Source organism: Pseudomonas sp. LBUM1651 (assembly GCF_059716135.1).
In genome coordinates this window covers 3,233,246-3,253,614 of sequence record NZ_CP166805.1, presented here as the reverse complement: position 1 = coordinate 3,253,614, position 20,369 = coordinate 3,233,246, and the positions used below count along the sequence as shown (strand labels likewise).

The following is a 20,369-nucleotide window of genomic DNA, read 5'->3' as shown; positions in this document are numbered from 1 at the left end:
GTGGCAACCTCAAGATGCACTATTTGCTTGGGCTCAAAAACGTAGACGGCAAACAGTCACAATGAAATTCGGCGCTGCGCTCAAAGGCAGTGCGGGCGTCAGAATATTCCCAACGCTCGATGGTGACCTGCCTGGGGTGTTTGCTCAGATGGATTCGGTTGAACGAATTGGGGGCAGTGCCGCGTGTACGTGACGAAAGCGCGGTTCCCGCCTGCACCCCCCAGATTTCCTTGGATAGTCCGGCATATTGCGTACTGAGTGGCAGCACATAGGGAAGGTGTATGTGACCACCCATCACCAGATCGAGCCCGTACGAGGCCCAGCGCTCCAGTGCGATCCTTGCATCGATCTGCAACTTGCGCTGGTCGGAGGCGAAGATCGAACCGAATGGCTGATGAGCGGCGACGATACGTAGCTTTTGAGGATCGCACTGCTGCAGGCGTTCAGCGACGTCTTCAATTTGCCCAGCGGTGACCTTACCGGCCTTGCGGCGCATGGGGTGCGTTGTGTTCAAACCGATAATCAACACATCGTCATTTTCGAAAATGGGGGCGAGATTGCTGTCGATGTACCTCTGATAATTCCCATAGGGTGAAAATATACGCGCGAGCAGGTTAAACAGAGGGATATCGTGGTTGCCGGGTATCGCCAGGACCTGCGGTACTCCGTAGTCCTTGATGCGCTTGATGAACGCCTGGGCTGAAGCGAACTGGCCGCGTCGGGCCTGTTGCGTGATGTCCCCTGATAGCAGTAGCAAGTCGGCGCCATGAATCTTCACGTGCGTTTCGAAGGCTTGCATGACCAGGGGGTGTTCGGTCCCGAAATGCGTATCGGAGATATGCAGAATATAAGTCATCGTTGCTGGGTATCCTTTGGACAAGGCACATCTCGGAGCTTCATTTGTTGCCAACTGACGCCGCTATGGTTCAAGACCGCGTTCCCAGGCGCGATGGTTGCGACGTGCATCCTGAATGAACGGTGACCAGCGTATAAGACGTAGCACGGCTTTATTGAGCAAGGTGCCCCGCCAATTGAGCGGACGCTCGACGTCGAGAAACAGGACCACCCGGATGCCCGCAGTGTCGTTCCACACTTGATGTCGGTAGGTGTCGTCGAATATCAGGCATTTGCCGCTTGCCCAATGCCGTATTTGATCCCCGACCTGAATTCGACAGAGTTCTTTAGGCTCCGGCACCAGCAGCCCCAGATGCACGCGAAGTAGCCCATTATAGGGGCCACGATGGGATGGGATGTGCTTGCCGGGGGCCAAAATCGAAAAGAACGCGGTAAACATACCCGGTATGGCTTCCACCACTCTCGTAGTGTCAGGGCACCGGGCACAGTTCTTATCCATTTTGTAACCATAGCCGTAGAGGAAAAAAGTTTTCCATTTGTCATCCTGAGTAATATTGCGCTGATCTTTGGAGATGTCCTGGAAATTGGGCAGCCGGCCGCCATCCTTGAGAACAACTTCAAGTTCTTTGAGAATGCTCGGCCAGTTCGCTTCCAATTCGGCGACCCACGCAAACTGTCGGGGCTCGAAGAAAGGGCCGTCGCCCACTGTGGAATATCGCAGGATGGCCTTTTCCAGACGCTTGATGATCCACAAGCCGAGCGCCACGCTGGGGCGATGCTTACGCTTCGTTGGTCGGATGCCGGCGTGATCTTTACCTCTATTCATGTCATGGGTTGCCTCTGTATTCGCGATGGCGAGTAGCTTCATCAGCGTAGCCGGCGGCTTTTCAGCAGGCGCCAGAGCAATGGCCAGCCAAAGACTAACGGGAAACGGCGCAACCGATGGGTCACCACGATGGGTTCGCCCAAGTGGCGTTCCAGTTTCCAGATGAGATAGTCGACGCCGTTTTCGAAGGTGAAGAAAGATTTGACCAACCGCGCTACGTTCAGGGTTCTTCCCTGAATTCGCCTGAATCTCCACAGTAGCTCGTTGCCTCGGCGCATTGCGGCCGGGCAAAGGTTGCGATAACTGTCCTCTTCGCCCTCACAGGCTGCCAGGTACTTCACTGCGGGTGCGGCGGCTCGGGTAATGCGCGAATAATAGATCTTGTTATGCCAGACGAGTTGCCCGGGGCGATCGGCTGACTCGGGACGCAACTCGGCCCCATAGGTCAGCGACAGTGCTCTTTCCCATAGGGTAAAGCTGTCGAATCGATCCGGTAGATTTGCGATGCAACGCCCCATCAGCGTCATCACGGCTTGAGCCAATGCGATATGAATGCGCTTCTGCGTATCCTGGTCCTTGAAATAAACGAGCCGGGACGGCTGGGCGAATCGGGCCCAGAGGTAACTTTGAAACCATGAGCCCGTGCCCGCTTCGAAGTCCTGCAACGATACGATGGCGCATTTGGCATGCAGTATCCGTCCATCGGGCGCGAGGGCCCTGACGAGGATAACGGTGGGGGGAAGCCATGCGTTGGCGAGCTGCTGCAAGCGTTTTTGATGAACGTGGGCGTAGCTATCGACCAACGCATAAAGGTCGACCATGCCATTTGTGAGATCGCCGTTGCGCAGGCATGAACCGTAGACCAGCAGCGCCGTCAATCCATCGCCCAGGCGTGTGTGCAACGCCTGGACAATTGCATCCAGATCGCCGGACATCGGGAGCGCGCACTGCTCCCTGACCTGTTCAAGCAGATCCGTGGGCGGCGGTGCGCAATAAGAGGGTCGCATCGGATATTGATCGTCCTGAAAGGTCATGCATCGTTGAGGCCCGAGCGGGGAGCGAACAGCCGGACGATCAGACGGTCGCGTTCGGTTGCCATGTCGATTCGGCTAAGCCAGGGTTGCACCGGATATCCACGGTGCTTCAACACAATGGCCGACACCGTGCGAACACCCAGGATCAGCGTCGAGACACTGGTCCAGACAGCCACCAGGATCAGTCCCGTATCATGGGCATCTACCGCCCATAAACAGGTAAGAATGAGCAAATTGGGATTACGCCGCGCGGTTACCAGCCTGTTGAGTGAATCGAACGGGCGCCAGAGAAACAGCGAAAAGGGAGCGGCGAACTTGAATGCACCTTCGCACAACCGACCCGCGACATAGCCCAGAAAGATGGTCCAGAGCACAGGGTTGAGTGGAATATCCGAGTCCCAGGTCGCCTCAAACCCCATTCCCCAGGCGATATACCAGAGCGGCGGGTGAATCAGGTCCAGCCCATGGTCAAAAATGTTTCCGAATCGCGTGGAGGTAACGGTGACGCGTGCCAGTTTGCCATCGACCGTATCCAGAAACGTCATCAACCAGCCGGCCAGCAGGCCCGCGCCAAATAGTCCATGCCAGAACAGAATGCCTGCCGCGATGGCCAGGACATAGCTTGCTGCAGTGACCTGATTGGGACTGAACCCGAGCCGCACGCACCAGACTGTGGCCCAGCGCGCCGGGACTGGCCAGATAGCTCGGGTGATAAAGTCGGTGACACCTTTGTAGGAACCATTGAACAGAGACTTCTCGAGATGCGCCTGATTGGCAGGTGTGATTGGCGCGACCCAAGGAGGATCGAATTTGCGCAGTTGTGTCTGCATCGCGGTGGCTACAGTGCCGGGGACCACTTTGGGCAAGCCGGCCACTGCTGCACTGTCCAGGTTGGGCAAGTGCGCGAGCCGATCGACACTGGCATGTGCCGCGACGATGGTGCCGGTTCGGGGATCCTGTAGAGCGACCTCAGGCGTTTCCAGCAGCCCCCGAAGCACTCGCTCATCGTAAAGGTAATCCTCCCGCAGCAGGACCACCTCACCTTGTGCCGGCAACGGATCATCTGCGCAGCAGAGGTGGGCGTTGGGTAGTTTTGCGAGCATTCGACCCATTCGCTCCCTGGAAGTCAGGCCCCACAGCCGCACCGGGCAGCTACCAATCAGGTATACGGGAGTCTTCATTGTTCCACCTGCGCCAAATCTGGTTGATTGGAGGACAGGGCGGCAACGCCCGTCCGTTGAATGAGCATGACCGGTTTCAGCTTCTGCCCCGGTCCAGGTAACCCACCATGACAATAGCTACTGCGAGCAAGACCAGTGCGGGGCCCAAGGTGGTGATCAGGGTGTTCATGTTCAGCAGCAGGCCAAGGTTCACGATGATCTGATTGCTGACATAGATCAGGAGCCCGACGAGTGCGCCCAGCGCAAGCCGCGCACCCAGGTTGGGCGAGCGAGGTTGTGCAAAGGCAAACGGGATGGCGGACAGTATCATCGACAAGGTCAGTATCGGTCGCCCCAGCTTTTGCCACATCGCCATTTCGTATTGTGCCGAGGGCTGGCCCGAGCCTTTGAGATACTTGATGTAACGGTAGAGCTGGCGAGCAGAAAGGCTTTCAGTCGGCAGCGTGATGTCGCCTAATCGGGCTCCGCCAAATATCGACTGCCAAGGTAGATGATCGAGTTGCTCCGCAGTTTCAGTACCCTGTTGCCAGTGTTTCACCTGAACATTATTCAAACGCCATAGGCCTGCGTCTTGAATGTCTGCCGTCTGTGCAAAGATGTAGGAAATCAGTGAAAGGTCTGGAGCGAACCTGAAAATTTCAATATTGGCGGGTAGCCGTTTATGCTGCAGGCTGCCAATTCGTACGATCTGATCATCCTGTCGAGCCCATACACTTCCTTGATCGTTGCTTGCCTGGGCGCCGGCGGCCATTGCTTCGGTCCGTAGTTCCAAACCGTTTTGCTGCAGTGGCGAGGCTACCCATTCATCAAGCGCCGCCCATGCCAGCGCCAAAGCCAGGCCGGCCTGCGTCGCCGTAAATGCGATCCGGGCAATCGACAGTCCGCTGGCTCGCATGACAGTCAGTTCCCGAGTGGCCGACAATTGTCCGAGCGCGGCTATGCCGCCAAGCAGGGCTATAAAGGGTCCAAGCTCGACGACGCGACGTGGCAGCGTCATGATTACGACTTCGATAGCCTGGCTTAACCGGTACCCGTCAGGTGTCACGTCGTCAAGTTCACCCACCAGATCGAGGGTGGTGAACAGCGGTAACAGAAGCGCCGCCGCCGCCGCGAAACCGTAGAAAACATGACGGGTAATGTAGCGGTCGACGATTTTCATCGATAGCCGAACCGAAAGTTTGCGAGATCGCGCGCCAGAAAAATCAGCAGCGCCAAGCCCATAAGCAGCGGCACTGTCCACAATCCCGGGTACAAAGGCAGGGTATTGTTGCCCACCATTGTCTTGCAGATGTCCGCGGCATAGTAGATCAAGGCGAAGACGGCGGTTACAGGCAGCAGGGTAGCGAATCTACCTTGCCTGGGCCGGGTGCGGCTCAACGGGATGGCAAGCAGTGCAAGCACAGTAGCACTCACGCCCCGGGTCTCGCGCCATTGCAATTCGGCCTTGTCCAGGGGCGCGTTGGAAACTTCTAATATGTTGTTGGGAGCAGCCTTGCGCTTAACCTCTGCGTCCCGTTCGATGGGCTGCAAGTGGAGCCGCATGTGGTCAAACTTTTCAGAAATGTCACGTGCGGTACTGTGCTTGAGCAAATAGGAATGACCTTGCGTCAGCTCCACGATCGGATCAGCTGGATTGGGGTCCAGGATGCGAGCTTGATCCGAGCGAAACACGCGGGTTTTCGAGTCACCCGGATCATAGATCAACACATCGTAGAGCCTGCCATCCGTTCGGTTGATCCGCTCTGCCAAAATCATTCGACCGTTTTCGTCGTTCAGGTTGAACCGTTGCGCTAGCAGATGATTGACGTCCAGATCCGTTCTGGATTGCTGTTCCAGTGCGTAGGCCTGCGTATAAGCCCAGGGGCGCCCGTAGAGCGAAAGCATTGCCACCGCCAGCGAGATCGGTAGTGCCAGCAGCAGTACAGCCCTGTAGATCCGCAGCGGGCTTGCACCCGAAGCCGCTATCGCGATGATCTCGGAATCATGACAGAGGCGTCCAACCGCGATGGTCACTGAAGCATATAGAGCAACCGGTACCAGCATTTCGAGGGCAATCAGTACTTTGTAGAAAACCATTTCCAGCACCGCTTGCAAAGCGAGAGTCCCCTCGACAGCCTTACCGAGATACCGCTCCGCGGAATAACTGGCAAAGATGAACACGAGGATACTGACCATCACTAGCACTGGCCGCCGGATCTCCGCAATAACGTAGCGTTCGATCAGGAACATGTCCTGAACCTTGATCTTTCGCTGCGCCAGCACCGCACTCCCGCGATCGGGCACCCTTGCCGTTCAAATCCATCAGGTGCCGCCCGGTATCGATTGATTTCTCTGGACATGGAGTTTTTCCACCATTTGATAATCCAGCGGGGAATCGACATCGATAGCGGCCTCCGCGAAAGGCATGATCACCGCGCCGATATTCACCCCCGACTTGTCGGACAGTCGTTGCAGCGCTTGTTTGAGTGTCAACCGCCCCATCAAGTATCGCAGTGCACACTTAAAGCCCAGAGCACCGGCAATTACCCGTCGGGGATGCTTGCGATCCTGTTCTACCCGTTGCCAGAAGCTGGCGAGGTGCCGAGCCTCCTCGGTCATGAAGGCGAACAGATTGCTGCCGCAGTACGGACCGTCGTGAAGCCGAATGCCGGTGCGGCGGGTGCCTGGAAAACGAGCCAGAACCCTGTCCAGAGGTGTCACCGCGACCACGAAGTCATAGTTGCCTGAAGTCGCTTCCTGAAGAAAATAGTCGATCATCTCCCGGCAGAGCAGTGCATGATCCGCTGTGGTCACCAACACGGGCGAGCCTGCGGGTTGGCGAGCCAGCGCGAATGCCGCGCTGGCGCTAGGAGAGGCGGCGGGCTCTAACCAACTGATTCTGGCGGTGTCCAGCAGTTGGGTCATTGAGGCATCTTGCGCAAGTAGGCTCCTCGCGGGGCCCAGGAGTACGATTCGGCCAACCCGGTCACTCGCCTCCAGCGCCTCGACTACGTGACGGACCATGGGTACTCCAGCCAAGGGTGCCAGTGCCTTGCAGCTTGCCCCTGCCATGGCGGCAACGGGATCGGGCGAGTCCCTGTCAGACGCCAGGATCAGTGCGGTGAACCGTCGCTCCTCAAATTCGCTTTTCATAGATACGGTAGCGCTTGTAGGGCGTTGCACCAATCTGGTCCAGGATCTTGCACATGACCGCATTCGATTCCAGGATCCAGGACATTTCCAAGGCTTCTATGCCTCGCTTGACGAAGGGCGGTTTGAGCGCTTCGATCAATAATAAAGCGAGTGTAGGTCCCAATCGGCTGAACTGGTAACTTTGCTTGACGCCCATCAGGGGGACGCGCGCAGTCCGGGTGCCTTTGACGTACAGCCGCCACAACAGCCGCAGCCAGCCAAAGGGGAGCAATTGCCCCTTGAGGGGGGCGATCACCTCATTGATATTCGGCATCGCCACGATAAACGCACAGGGTTCGCCTTCGACTTCGGCGATATACAACAGGTCTTTGGGGACCAACAGTCTCAATTGACTGCCAAGCTCGAAAAATTCGGTTTCTGTAAACGGTACAAAGCCCCAGTTACGGCTCCAGGCGTCATTGAATATTTCTCGCAGAATTCCCATGTCCCGCCGGAACTGACGGGTGTCCAGGGGCCTGACTACTACGCGCTTTCGCTCACGTTCCATCATGGCCGACAAGACGGGGGGGAAGTGCAATTCGTCGGTGCGCATCCAGTAGGCGAGCAGATCCTCGGCTGGTCGGTAGCCCAGTGCTGTGAGCCTGGGCTCATAAAATCGTTTTCCGTGCCCCATCAGGGCGGACGGTGGACGATCGAATCCATCCACTAGCAGCCCGCTTTCCTGGTTGATGGTCAGGTTGAAGGGACCTGTGATGCGAGCCGCGCCACGTTCACGCAACCAGGCCTCTGCGGCCGCGAACAGGCTGTCAAATACCGCAGGGTCGTCTACGGCCTCAAGCATCCCGAAGTGACCCGAATCACTGCCGTGCAATTCCCGGTGCAGGGTGTCGACCTGCGCGGTAATACGCCCCACGGCTTCGGTTCCCGACCAAGCCAGCCACGCCTGCCACGTCAAATGAGGGGACGCCGGATTTTTTTGCGAAAGGAGTTCACGACGCTCGTAATGGATAGGCTCGATCCAGCAGGGGTCGTTGCGATATAGCGTGCCGGGAAAACTTATGAATGTCTTGAGGTCCAGACTGGTGATGACAGGTCGCGTTATGATCGGCCGCTGCTTATTGTTCATCGTCAGGCCACAAAAGTCCGTAGCAGTTGAACTCACATCTCTGTCTGTACCTGTGCAAGCATAGTTGAAGTGTTAGCACAGGGCGCGTGTTGTAGGCGTTGGAGCCTGTCTGGAGTAAGGCGTAGATGCCAGTGGACTTCGCGATAGGTGTCGCGTTTAGCAATGATTACCTTTTGCTCTGCTCGGCGCTCGCCGGTCGTCGCGCACCTTGGAAAAAATTTGCGATCACCCGGATGCCGATTAGTATTGAGTTAGGCTTTAAAGTTACTTGGATGAGGCCAAAAAAAGATCTCCTGCGAGCCCGGAAACCCTTGAACCTCCACTTCATGGGAACGGAACTAAGGGCAGTGAAGCAACGAGTATTTTGCTAGCACAGGTGATCAACCCGCTATTTAACTAGTCCTTGTCTGGGCTAAATGGATGGGTGCGCTTTATATGTCTGCGACCATAACAAAACAGGCACTCACCCAACGTCTAGCCGACTTTCCCACGCTTGTCGAAGCACTCGATTATGCCGCCTCGGGCCAGACCGGCATGAATTACTACGACAGGCATTGCCACTTGAGTACTGCGGTTGAATACGCGACGCTCAGACGTAATGCTGTTGCGACTGCTCAGCGGCTGCTTGGGCTCAAGTTGAAAAAAGGCGACCGTGTCGCACTTATCGCCGATACGCATCCAAGCTTCGTGGAGTCCTTTTTCGCCTGTCAATATGCGGGCCTGATTGCTGTTCCACTACTGGTCCCTTCCAGTCTGGGAAGTCATCATTCTTACGTGGAAAAGTTGAAAGGGCTGTTCGCCAATTGCGCGCCAGCGGCCGTTCTTGGGCTGGAGGAATGGCTACCCTATATCCGGGAGACGCTGGGGAACACGCGGCAGGTTTTCATCGGGACTGTCCAGCAACTGAACGCCTTGTCCGCTGTGCAGACGCTTCCCCCCGTCTTTGCGGACGACATCGCATACCTGCAATACACTTCGGGGAGTACCCGCTTTCCTCGTGGCGTGATCATTACTCAGCGTGCGGTGATGGCCAACCTGAGAGGTATCATCGTGGACGGAGTCGGCGTTTGCGCGGGGGACCGGTGCGCCTCCTGGCTGCCCTTTTATCATGACATGGGTCTGGTGGGTTTTGTCCTTGCGCCTGTGGCGGCGCAACTGTCTGTCGACTACTTGCACACCCGGGATTTCGCAACTCGACCTGGGCAATGGCTCAAGCTTATCAGCCAGAATCGGGTGACTGTTTCGGTAGCTCCACCGTTTGGCTATGACCTCTGTACCCGGCGAGTCGGGGACTCGGAAAAGGCTATGCTGGATCTCTCCTGCTGGCGTGTCGCGGGGATCGGGGCAGAACCCATTCGGGCATCGGTCTTAAGCCGCTTTGCGGATCGTTTTCTCGACACCGGATTCGACCCTGCCGCCTTCACACCCTGCTATGGTTTGGCGGAAAGCACGCTCGCCGTCAGCTTCGCCCGCCGCGGGGCGGGGGTGTTGGTGGATCATGTCACTCGCCAAGTACTGGAGCATCAGCTCAGGGCGGTGACATGCACCGCCGATGATCCGGGAAGCTGTGCCTTTACCAACTGTGGCGCCCCTCTGCCTGGCCATCGCGTGGAAATTCGCAACGCTGCGGGGATGGTGGTTGCAGAGCGTGAGGTAGGGCAGATATTCGTGCAGGGACCCAGCGTCATGTCAGGTTATTTCAATGACGCGCAGAGCACACAGGTAGCCTTGAACGCTGACTGGCTGGACACCGGAGACTTGGGCTACCTGGCCCGAGGCGAAATCCATATCACCGGCCGGCGCAAGGATTTGCTCATTGTCCGCGGTCGAAACATCTGGCCCCAGGATATCGAATACCTGGTGGAGTCCGAACCCGAACTGAGGCCTGGCGATGCCATCGTATTTGTCGTTCCCGGCAATGATGAACCTCAGGTCGTGGTCCAGGTTCAATGCCGCATCCGTGAGCCGGACAGACGCGAGCTCCTGGTCCGGACCCTGGTCGCGAAGATCATCAGCGAATTCGGTCTCGCTGCTGACGTGCACCTTGTGCCTCCTCACTCGCTGCCTCGAACCTCCTCGGGCAAGCCTTCCCGTGCCGAAGCCCTTGAGCGATTCATGGCCCAGGCGAACACCGATTCCCCTTATCCGGCACTGGGGGAGATGTGAGCGCTCGGGTGGTTTCACTCACTGGCGCGACTGGCTTCATAGGCAGTGTCTTGCGCGAACGACTTGCCGCCCACGGCGTGGAGCTACGTGCCTTGGGTCGCTCCAGGAGCGGGACGGCAGAGGATGGAACCCAGTGGATCAGAGGAACACTGGAAGATGAACAAGCCCTTGCCAATCTTACCAAGGGGGCGCAAGTCGTTATTCACTGCGCAGGCAAGGTCAGGGGCAGGGACGCCCGAGACTTCGACGCGGTCAATGTGCAGGGCAGCAAGCGCTTGATGGAGGCGGCGCGGCGTAGTGGCAGTTGCGAGCGTTTTCTGCTGATCTCGTCGCTTGCCGCAAGGCATCCGACGTTGTCCTGGTACGCCGCTTCCAAATTCGAAGGTGAACGGCAGGTCAGCGCCGCTGCCGGGGCGATACCCGTGTGTATTTTCAGGCCGACGGCCGTGTATGGACCGGGCGATCGCGAGTTGCGTCCGGTGTTTGAGTGGCTTCTGCGCGGCTGGCTGGTGACCCTCGGTCGACACGATTCACAGTTCAGCTTTCTCCATGTGGACGATTTGGTCAGCGCCGTCATGCAGTGGCTGGATGCACCCGTCGTGCAATCACAGACCTTCGAATTATGTGACGGCCAGCCGCAGGGGTATGACTGGGCAAGTCTGGCCAGCATCGCCTCCGACATCCGCAATGCACCGGTACGGCAAGCGGTAGTGCCTGCCGCGGTATTGAAAGGGATCGCACGAGCGAACCTGGTGCTGTCCCGTTTCACCCGGCAGGCACCGATGCTGACCCCCGGTAAAGTCAATGAACTGATGCACCCTGACTGGAGTTGCAGCAATGCCCGCATCAGCGCGACATTGGGCTGGGAGCCCCGGATTCTGTTGCGCCAAGCCTTGCAGGAACACCTGTTCTAAGCAGGCGACAAACCAATGAACTCAAGGAGACCCACGATGATCTCAGAAGAAACCATACTCGAAAGGGTGATGATGTTCATCGGGCGGCTTGCACCTCCTGGAACGCCAATAAATCCGCATACCGACCTGGCCCTGGACCTGGGGATGGAGTCAATAAAGGTGATGGACATGCTGATGGAACTGGAAGACGAGTTCGACATCTCGATCCATCTCAATATTCTGATGGATGTGCACACACCTGCGCAGTTGGCCCAGGCCATTCTTACTCTGATGGAGCATGAAGATGGGACTGTTTGACAAGTTCGGCAAGCTGGCAGCCGAGCGCGCCAGTCTCTGTGACTCACAGATCCATCCTTTTGGAATTCGCATCGATGAGCTGTACTCCCCGACCGAGGGTCTTATTCAGGGCAGGAAGGTGATTCTTGCCGGCACGAATAATTATCTCGGGCTTACCTTCGACCCGGATAGCATCAAGGCGGCGCAGCTCTCTCTTGAGCGTGAAGGAACCGGCACCACTGGTTCTCGCATGGCCAACGGCAGTTACGCCGGACATAGCGCGTTGGAGGAGGAGCTGATCGATTTTCTGGGGCGGCGTTCCGTCATTGTGTTCTCGACAGGTTATGTCGCCAACCTGGGCGTCATCGGAACACTGGCGGGCGCTCGCGAGGTGGTGCTGCTTGACGCCGACTGCCACGCGAGCATCTACGACGCTTGCAAGCTGGGAGGTGCAGAAGTTATCCGTTTTCGCCATAACGATGTCGCTGATTTGGAACGGCGCATGGTCCGACTCGGCGACCGCGCCCGAGAAGCCATCATATTGGTGGAAGGGATCTACAGTATGTTGGGTGACCAGGCTCCGCTCAGAGAAATAGTCGACGTCAAGCGCCGACTCGGAGGTTACCTGTTCGTTGACGAGGCTCATTCCTTTGGTGTCCTGGGGGCTAACGGTCGGGGTCTGGCCGAGGAGTTGGGCGTGGACTCGGAGGTGGACATCCTGTTGGGCACGTTCAGCAAGAGTTTGGGCGCCGTGGGTGGATTTGCCGCCTGTCACGACGCGCAAATGGACCTGCTTCGCTACGCCAGCAGACCTTATATTTTTACCGCTTCGCCATCTCCCTCTGCGATTGCCTCGGTAAGGTCGGCGCTGATGGCCATCAAGAATCGCCCGGAACTGCGGAGTCAGCTATGGTCAAACGCACAGCGGCTTTATCAGGGGTTGGCAGATTCAGGTTACCAGGTGGGACCACAAGTCAGTCCAGTGATTGCCGTCATGTTGAAGTCGCCTCACGAAGGCCTTGCAGTCTGGCGAGCGCTGATGGAGAAGGGCGTCTATGTCAATCTGGTCTTTCCCCCGGCGACACCCGGCGCAATCACCCTGGTGCGTTGCAGCGTCAGTGCGGCCCATACACTTGAGCAAATAGACCATATCATCGAGGCCTTTGCTTCATTGCGTGGCCCGACGGCCCCCGTCACAGTAGGCGCTTGATCAGTGTCTCAGGATGTCGGTGAGCTGATCTTTACCCACGTCATAGCGAACGACAGTCATGCGGATTATTTTTGCCTTTGGCCGTTCCTATCCGGCTCGCACCGTCCTGATGCTTCTGAGTCTGCTGTTGGCAGGGGTGGTTGAAAGCGTCAGCTTGAGCACGATGCTTCCCCTGATATCGGCCATGCTTGAAGACCAGCCCCATTCAAAGCTGGCGGTCCATGTCTTCGGGATAATGGAGGCGATAGGTCTGGAGCCGACGATCCCGAATATGCTGGTGGTCATTGTCGTAGGCATGACGCTGAGCAACCTGCTGATACTGCTGGGCAATCGACAGGTCGGCTATACCGTGGCGCACGTGGCTACCGACCTGCGTGTCAGCCTCATCAAAGCATTGCTGGGTAGCCGCTGGGAATATTATCTGCGCCAACCTTCCGGAGCACTGGCCAACGCCGTAGCAACTGAAGCCTACCGCGCTTCCACGGCCTATGAGCACGCGGCCAATATGCTGGCGCTGGGTATTCAAGCCGCGGCCTATGCGTTCATCGCGCTTTTTGTCTCCTGGCAGGCAGCGATCATGTCGCTGCTGATCGGCTTTATCCTGCTGGCTGCCGTGCGGGGGCTTGTAAAGACATCGCGGCGTTCAGGGAAAAGCCAAACCCGACTGATGCGCGAGCTGCTGGTCCACCTGACGGACACGCTTGGCTCGGTGAAACCGCTCAAAGCCATGGCCCGAGATGACATCGCCGATTCTTTGCTGCGTCGTCACGCCGGCGAGCTCAATACTGCATTGGAGCGCGAAGTGATGAGCCGCGAAACGCTGAGGGCTTTGCAGGAGCCCATGCTTGCGATCCTGGCCGCGGCGGGCCTCTACGCGGGACTTGTCATCGGCGGACTGCCGCTGTCTTCGGTGATGGTACTTATATTCGTGGTGGTGCGCATGTTGGGGCTGCTCCACAAGGCGCAGCAACGCTATCACCGAATGGCCGCGCAAGAGAGCGCCTACTGGGCCATTAACGAGTCGATCGACAGTGCTATTGCCGATGCCGAGCCTGTCGGGGGGACCTGCGTTCCTGACTTGAAGCGGCATATCGTTTTCGAAAATATTCACTTTGGCTATGGGGGGCGGCAGGTTCTTGATAATGCATCGATGAGCTTCCCGGTCGGTTCATTCACAACCATGATCGGTCCTTCCGGTGCAGGCAAGACCACCGTGCTCGACCTGCTCTGTTCGCTGCTCGCACCACAGTCCGGGCGCATCAGGGTAGATGACTGTGATTTGCATGATCTGGACAGGAGGGCCTGGCGCCGAATGATCGGCTACGTCACACAGGAAACCTTACTGCTGCACGATAGCATCCTGGCGAACGTCACCTTGGGAGACAGGGCCTTGAATGCCGCCGACGCAGAGCGCGCGCTCCGTCAGGCCGGTGCATGGCAGTTTGTGCAGGAGTGTCCTGGCGGGCTGCAATCGATCGTAGGCGAGCGCGGTGCCAAGCTCTCCGGAGGGCAAAGGCAGCGTATTGTCATCGCGCGTGCCCTGGCCCATCGTCCCAGTCTTCTGATCCTGGATGAAGCCACCAGCGCGCTCGATCCGGAATCGGAGGCCGAAATATGCCAGGTGCTAAAAAATCTGACCCCTGGCATCACCGTCATCGCGGTGTCCCATCGCCCTGCCATGATCCGCATTGCAGACCAGATTCTCGAGGTGCGGGATGGCAAGGTGTTGGCCGTACTCAATGCCCTCGATCCTGACGGCACTCGGGCTGACGAGGCGAAAGCCTGAAGTCTGTAGTCTGCCAATAACCCATCCCCCTTCAACCTCTATGCTTCCTTGCGGATCCGAGCTTCATTGCACTTTTGGAACCGCTGGTAGGCGGGCGCAGGTGGCGATTCATAATTTTGTTCGCGAGGGCGTTTTTACACACTCTGGGCCAATTGCTGCCTGATGCAAAAAGAAAAAAAACGCCCGCTCAATGGCGTAATGCCGGTCAGTTAAGCAGATTTGTAGGAGCGAGATTGCTCGCGATGGACTTCAAGGCGACGCGTTTATCCAGAAAATACGCGTTATCGTTAACGTCCATCGCGAGCAAGCTCGCTCCTACAGGGGGCAGCTTTCGCCTAACTGATCGGCATTAGCTCAATGGCGTCTCTGTTTACCACTAAAAGACCTTCTGAGGGCGTAATGTCACGCCAGCCTGAATAGGTCTCAGGAGCTCTGGCATAAAAAATCCGATGTTGAATGAGTGCTTTGGAAGATTGATGATTTTCCCCGCCCAGTTTTGCCTGCCGTCATTATTGGCTGGAGCGAATGGCTCCTCCATCAATCAAAAGGTTCTGCCCAGTCAGGTAGCCCGCATGGCTGCTGCAAACGAAGGCACAAAGTGCACCGAACTCCTCCGGTGAGCCAAAGCGTTTAGCAGGAATTTCGCTCCGGCATTCGCCAAGGAATACCTCACTGTCTTGCCCCAACTCTTCGGCAGTAGCGATCAGGTTGTCACGCAGTCGATCGGTGTCGAATGAGCCTGGTTGCAGGTTGTTGATCGTCACATTACGACTGGCAATGTTTTCTTGCCGGGCTAGCCCTGCGATAAACCCCGTCAAACCACTGCGCGCGCCATTGGACAGACCCAGGCTTTCGATAGGGGACTTCACGGCACTCGACGTGATGTTGATGATTCGGCCAAATCCGCGTGCCGCCATACCGTCTACCGTTGCCTTGATCAACTCGATAGGGGTCAGCATGTTGGCATCCAGCGCCTTGAGCCAGGCGTCGCGATTCCATTCGCGGAAATCCCCGGGAGGAGGGCCTCCGGCATTGTTGATCAAAATATCGAAATGCTCATGGGCCATGAGGGCTGTCGCCCGACCCTCGGGCGTCGAAATGTCTCCGGCTACGGCGATGACAGTCACTCCGGGATTTATCGCTCTGAGCTGACGGGCTGTTTCATTCAGCGTGTGTTCGCCTCGTGCGGTAATCACCACATTCACGCCTTCGTGGACGAGTGCCTGTGCGCAGGCTTTACCCAGACCTTTGCTGGCGGCGCAGACCAGTGCCCAGCGTCCTGCTATTCCAAGATTCATGCGTGTTTTCCTGAAAGAAGGAAGCTCAAAGAAAGTGGCCGCCTATTCATGCGTGATCCACAGTTGCAGACAGGTTGGGCGATCGAGCACCGATTCCCATAAAACGCCGCACTCTTTCTCCTTCGGCATCGCATCGTATCGTTTCAGGTGCAGCATCCAGTTGGATATTACCGTTCTCCATGAATACGACCCTGTCGGATATCGACATGGCAAAGTCCATTTCGTGGGTCACGATCAGCATGGTCATGCCTTCCTTGGCCAAGTCGCGGATCACGTTCAGAACGTCGTTGACCAGTTCCGGGTCGAGGGCCGAGGTCGGCTCGTCGAACAGCATGATCTGCGGCTCCATCGCCAGGGCCCGAGCGATCGCCACGCGCTGTTGCTGTCCGCCGGAGAGTTGGTGCGGGTACTTGTGGGCATGGGCCAGCAGGCCGACCTTGTCCAGTAGCGCATAAGCACGATGTTCGCTCAGCTCGCCCGGCTGGCCATGGTAACGGGGTGCCAGCGTGATGTTGTCGAGAATGGTGCGGTGCGGGAACAGATTGAAGTTCTGGAACACCATGCCGATGTGCCGCACGCCTTTGCGCAGGCGCGAGCTGTTGGGTTTGTCCGAAGCTTCGATGAATTTTTCGCCGAACAACAGAATGTCGCCCTTATCGATGCTTTCCAGGCCATTGACCGTGCGGATCAGCGAAGTTTTGCCGGAACCGGATGGTCCGATGATCGAGACCACCTGGCCGTATTCGACATTCAGGTTGATACCCATCAGCACTTTGTGTGTGCCATAGCTCTTCTGGATGTTTTTCAGTTGCAGGATGGGCGTCGCGTTGTTGCCTGCGGCTTTGCGCGCAATGTCGGGCAAAGCTTCGGCGCTGGCTTTGAGCTTGGCGATGACGGCCGCTTCGAGTGTGTGCGGCTTGCGGAAGTTCAGGTCCAGGTAGCGCTCCAGACGCTGCAGGAAATAGCCGAACACGGTGACGATCAATACGTAGTAGACGCCTACCGCAGCCAGGGTTTCCATGACCAGGAAGTTAGTGGCATAGAGGCGTTGGCCGACCGTGAGGATTTCGGTCAGGGAGATGACCGAAACCAGCGATGTCAGCTTGACCACAGTGATGTATTCATTGATCAAAGTGGGCAGCGAAATACGGAAAGCCTGGGGGATTACGATCAAGCGTTGCATGCCGAGCAGGCCGACACCCAGCGCACGCCCGGCTTCCTTCTGGCCCCTGGCGACAGAGATCAGACCACCACGATGGATTTCCGCCATGTACGCCGCTTCGGTGACCACCAGGGCCAGCAAGCCAGAGTAGAAGGGGTTAGACAGAATCGGTCCGCTACCGGGAAACAATTGCGGCAAGTTGTAGACGAAGACCACCAGCACCAGTAACGGGATGCTGCGGAAGAACCAAATGTAGACAGCTGCGGGAATGCGCAGCAAGGGCGATTGGGACAGCTTGGCCGTGGCCAGGACAAAACCCAGCAGCATGCCGATGAACCAGGCCAGGGCACTGAGTTGGACCACCGTGACGCAGGCATTCCAGAAGTCCGGCAGGGAGAACAGGGAGAAGAAATACGACCAATCGAATTGCATAGGGCACCTCAATCTGCCGCCCCGGTGCAGGGGCGGCAGATGACCGGACTACAAGGACACGTTCTTAGTTGGCAGTCGGTTCTTCCAAGCCATACTTCTTAAGAATCGCGGCGTATTCACCGCTCTTTTTGGTCTCCTCGAAGGCCTTTTGCATGGCCTTGTAGGTTTCGTCGTTACCTTTCTTGACGAAGATGCCCAGGGTTTGCTGATAAATCGGATGCTCGGTGGTGATCACTACCCGGCCATTGGTCTTTTCCGCGATCATTTTTGCGGCGCCAGCGATTTCAACCTGGGCCTGAATGTTCTTGGACAACAGGGCCTGGGTCACTTCGGGTGCCGAGGGGTACTCGCTGACGGTGATGGCACCTTTGTTGTTCGGCACGCAGTAGTCGTCGGACAGCTTGCGGAATTCCTTGACCCAGGTAGTGCCCTGTTCCAGGCCCAGTTTCAAGCCGCACAGATCTTCAGGCTTTTTCGCATTGATCTCGCTGCCCTTGGGCACCATGACAGCGGCACCGGTGTTGGCATAAGCGATGGTCTGGGCCTGAGTCTGGCGCTCCGGTGTGATGTACATGCCGGAAATGATCGCGTCGTACTTGCCGGAGTTCAAGCCCAGGATCAGGCTCGGGAACTTGGTGTCGACGAACTCCACCTTGGCGTTCATGTGCTTGGCCAGTGCCGCTGCCAGCTCGGGGTCTGAACCCACCACGTTTTTGTCCTTGTCATAGGACTCGAAAGGAGGGTAGGTGATTTCCATGCCCACCTTGAGCGTGTCTGCTGCGGCCATGCTCAACGAGGCGCCGAGCATACTGGCTGCCAACACAGCCAAGCTCAACAGGCTTTTTTTATTGATTTTCATTATTTACTGACTCCGGCGTAGGTAAGGGTTTAACTGAAAACTTCAATCAGGATGTTTGAGTCTGATTTTTCAAATGTCCGAAACTGGCGGGCTTGCGTGCCTTGCCTGGCAGTTGAACTTCCCCGTTGGCCACCCTCTGGCGCAGATACTGATAGGTCTGCAGTGCCTGGCCATACATGTGTTCGCCGATCGTGATTTCTTCGTAGTCGTTGCCTGCCTGGGTGAACCCGGGCAGCGGTTTGATCTGGGTGTGATAGTCGCAGGCATAAAACAGTGGGAAGGAATAGCGCTCCTCCTTCACGCTCCGCACCCGGTGCGCAGTGGCAACGAATGCGCCTGCCGTCATCACTTCCAGCATGTCGCCGATGTTGACCACAAAGGCATCGGCAATCGGTGGTGCATCGATCCATTGGCCAAGATTGTTCATCACTTCAAGGCCTGGTTTGTCGGCCAGGAGGATGGTGAAGCACTCGTAATCGGTATGGGCTCCAAGACCCGGCGCGTCATGGGCGGCACCGTCGAAGGGGTAGTGGATAAGGCGCAGCTTGGACGGCGGACGGGTGACCAGGCTGTCGAAATAGTTTTCTTCCAGGCCCAGGGTCAGGGCGAAGCCGCCGAACAGACGCCGGCCCAAGGCGAAGATCGCTTCATAGTAGGCCTGCACCGACGCCTTGAAACCTGACAGCTGCGGCCAGTCGTTGGGCCCCAGCAATGGCGTGTTGGCCAGCACCAGAGGGTCATCGGCCGGGACTTCGAAGCCGACGTCGAAAGCTTCCTTGTGGTCCGGCTTGCCTTTGGAATAGACCTCTTCGCCTTCGGGCACAAAGCCCTTGTGGGTTTGCGAGGTGCCGATGTAGTGCCGCATCTTGGTGTCGAAGGGCTGGTCGAAAAAGTCCTTGGCAGCCTTGCGCAGGTTGGCGATCAGTTGCGGGTCGATACCGTGATTGGTGATATAGAGGAACCCGACCTCACTGGCGGCGCGCCCCAATTGTTCGGCCACGGCCAGGCGGTGTTCGAGTTCAAAGCTGAACAGACCGGCGATGTTGACCACCGGGATGCTATTGAAGTTGGCTTTGTGTGTGTCATTGCTGGCGCTGTTGTTTTTATTGTCAGGCATGACGCATCGACTCCCTAAGGATGGCTTGAGTGGTGGAAACGCTCGAAGTGTTCGCGCTCGGTCTGGCCCATCCACACGTTCAATGACCACAGGTCGGCGACCGGGACATTGGTGAAGGGCAAGTGATGCAGGTAGCCGTCGGGGCCGAATTCAGGGGTCAGGGTGCTGACCCGATAGCCGCGGGCTTGCTGCGAGCGCCAAATGCTTTCCCAGTGCTGCTGATGGAAGGCCAGTTCTTTTGCATATTCGGGAGCCGCCGGGTGCGGAACCTGCGGCCCCTGGTCATAACCAACCCGGGCCTGGATATGGTGAACCCGCTCGATGAAAGCGCTCAGGTCATCGGCCGGGTCATTCAACAGACGCTCGCAGGTGACTACCCAATGGCTGATGTCACTGGTGAACAACAGATCGGGCAGTTGCCGGATCAATTCCAGGGTCACCCAAGGGTTGAACAGCGAACGCGAGCGGTGAGTTTCGAAACTGCAGACTTGACCATGCTTGCGCGCCAGTTCCAGTGCCTGACCGAAGAACTCCACTTGTTGTGGCAAGGACCAGCGATCATTGCCCGCCAGCACGTTGACGAAGCGTGGGCCGAGCTCGGCGGCCCAGGCGAGTTTCTGATCGAGGTCATTGAGGTGAACGTTGGGGGAGGCCGACTGATCCGGCAGAACATCGTACGCGGTGAAGACTGTGCTGATGTAGCCCAGGCGGTTGGCCTGGAGAAAGGCGGCGAACTCAGTCCGTTCACGGGCGTCTAGTGGCAGACGTGCTTCCATTCCATCAAAGCCCGCGTGCAGCAGCTCTTCAAGCGCCTGGGCTTTGCTGGCGGTATAACCCCACAGCGTGCGGAAAATTTCCAGCTTCATCGGTGATCCTCAAAATCTTTAGGCCTACGGCAAAATTACTTCGACGGTGCCAGTCGACGATCAATGGCCAGCAACGGCAGAGGATTTTTGAGCCAAGTCTCTGCGTGATGGATTCCACTAAGCGCTGCT

At 57.4% G+C, this 20,369-nt stretch carries 18 protein-coding genes; 5 read left to right on the top strand and 13 right to left on the bottom strand.

Annotated elements, in window-relative coordinates; translation table 11 throughout:
* Positions 1-19: 19 nt before the first annotated feature.
* From ACA066_RS15135 to ACA066_RS15100, 8 genes are all read right to left on the bottom strand, one after another.
* On the bottom strand, positions 20-856 hold the full coding sequence (locus tag ACA066_RS15135; RefSeq protein WP_497695557.1) for a metallophosphoesterase family protein: 837 nt from the start codon (positions 854-856) through the stop codon (positions 20-22).
* A gap of 63 nt (positions 857-919) precedes the next feature.
* Positions 920-1,723, bottom strand: a complete 804-nt coding sequence (locus ACA066_RS15130; RefSeq protein ID WP_497695556.1) for an aspartyl/asparaginyl beta-hydroxylase domain-containing protein — start codon at positions 1,721-1,723, stop codon at positions 920-922.
* A complete protein-coding gene (locus ACA066_RS15125; protein ID WP_497695555.1) occupies positions 1,723-2,715 on the bottom strand; it encodes a hypothetical protein in 993 nt (330 codons plus the stop codon). The genes ACA066_RS15130 and ACA066_RS15125 overlap by 1 nt, the downstream gene beginning before the upstream one ends.
* Entirely contained in the window at positions 2,712-3,896 is a 1,185-nt protein-coding gene (locus ACA066_RS15120) for a CDP-alcohol phosphatidyltransferase family protein (protein ID WP_497695554.1), read from the bottom strand. The genes ACA066_RS15125 and ACA066_RS15120 overlap by 4 nt, the downstream gene beginning before the upstream one ends.
* A gap of 76 nt (positions 3,897-3,972) precedes the next feature.
* Entirely contained in the window at positions 3,973-5,055 is a 1,083-nt protein-coding gene (lptG, locus tag ACA066_RS15115; protein ID WP_497695553.1) for an LPS export ABC transporter permease LptG, read from the bottom strand.
* A complete protein-coding gene (gene lptF, locus ACA066_RS15110; RefSeq protein WP_497695552.1) occupies positions 5,052-6,125 on the bottom strand; it encodes an LPS export ABC transporter permease LptF in 1,074 nt (357 codons plus the stop codon). Before lptF ends, lptG begins: the two co-directional genes overlap by 4 nt.
* Positions 6,126-6,197: 72 nt before the next feature.
* Positions 6,198-6,947, bottom strand: a complete 750-nt coding sequence (locus tag ACA066_RS15105) for an NTP transferase domain-containing protein (RefSeq protein WP_497699882.1) — start codon at positions 6,945-6,947, stop codon at positions 6,198-6,200.
* 64 nt (positions 6,948-7,011) lie between these two features.
* Positions 7,012-8,154 (bottom strand): N-acetyltransferase, encoded by a 1,143-nt coding sequence (locus ACA066_RS15100; protein ID WP_497695551.1) that lies wholly within the window; start codon positions 8,152-8,154, stop codon positions 7,012-7,014.
* Between the two features lie 435 nt (positions 8,155-8,589).
* Here ACA066_RS15100 and ACA066_RS15095 point away from each other — a divergent pair, with 435 nt between their 5' ends.
* From ACA066_RS15095 to ACA066_RS15075, 5 genes are read left to right on the top strand one after another with little or no spacing between them, the layout of a single operon-like run.
* Entirely contained in the window at positions 8,590-10,320 is a 1,731-nt protein-coding gene (locus ACA066_RS15095; protein WP_497695550.1) for a fatty acyl-AMP ligase, read from the top strand.
* Positions 10,317-11,234 (top strand): NAD-dependent epimerase/dehydratase family protein, encoded by a 918-nt coding sequence (locus ACA066_RS15090; RefSeq protein WP_497695549.1) that lies wholly within the window; start codon positions 10,317-10,319, stop codon positions 11,232-11,234. The genes ACA066_RS15095 and ACA066_RS15090 overlap by 4 nt, the downstream gene beginning before the upstream one ends.
* Positions 11,235-11,270: 36 nt before the next feature.
* Positions 11,271-11,531: an acyl carrier protein gene (locus ACA066_RS15085; RefSeq protein WP_497695548.1), complete on the top strand. Its 261-nt coding sequence runs from the start codon at positions 11,271-11,273 to the stop codon at positions 11,529-11,531.
* Positions 11,518-12,720 (top strand): serine palmitoyltransferase, encoded by a 1,203-nt coding sequence (gene spt / locus ACA066_RS15080; protein WP_497695547.1) that lies wholly within the window; start codon positions 11,518-11,520, stop codon positions 12,718-12,720. Before ACA066_RS15085 ends, spt begins: the two co-directional genes overlap by 14 nt.
* A gap of 58 nt (positions 12,721-12,778) precedes the next feature.
* Positions 12,779-14,506: an ABC transporter ATP-binding protein gene (locus ACA066_RS15075; protein ID WP_497695546.1), complete on the top strand. Its 1,728-nt coding sequence runs from the start codon at positions 12,779-12,781 to the stop codon at positions 14,504-14,506.
* A gap of 509 nt (positions 14,507-15,015) precedes the next feature.
* Here the strand turns inward: ACA066_RS15075 and ACA066_RS15070 are convergent.
* The 5 genes from ACA066_RS15070 to ACA066_RS15050 form a co-directional block, all read right to left on the bottom strand.
* Complete coding sequence (locus ACA066_RS15070) at positions 15,016-15,804, bottom strand: SDR family oxidoreductase (protein WP_497695545.1); 789 nt, start codon at positions 15,802-15,804, stop codon at positions 15,016-15,018.
* Positions 15,805-15,850: 46 nt separating this feature from the next.
* On the bottom strand, positions 15,851-17,398 hold the full coding sequence (locus tag ACA066_RS15065; RefSeq protein WP_497695544.1) for an amino acid ABC transporter permease/ATP-binding protein: 1,548 nt from the start codon (positions 17,396-17,398) through the stop codon (positions 15,851-15,853).
* A gap of 64 nt (positions 17,399-17,462) precedes the next feature.
* Positions 17,463-18,257 (bottom strand): ABC transporter substrate-binding protein, encoded by a 795-nt coding sequence (locus ACA066_RS15060; protein WP_497695543.1) that lies wholly within the window; start codon positions 18,255-18,257, stop codon positions 17,463-17,465.
* 46 nt (positions 18,258-18,303) lie between these two features.
* Positions 18,304-19,374 (bottom strand): isopenicillin N synthase family dioxygenase, encoded by a 1,071-nt coding sequence (locus ACA066_RS15055; protein WP_497695542.1) that lies wholly within the window; start codon positions 19,372-19,374, stop codon positions 18,304-18,306.
* 14 nt (positions 19,375-19,388) lie between these two features.
* Positions 19,389-20,240 carry a sugar phosphate isomerase/epimerase family protein gene (locus tag ACA066_RS15050; protein ID WP_497695541.1) on the bottom strand — a complete coding sequence of 284 codons (852 nt, stop codon included), beginning with the start codon at positions 20,238-20,240 and terminating at the stop codon, positions 19,389-19,391.
* Between the last annotated feature and the right edge of the window lie 129 nt (positions 20,241-20,369).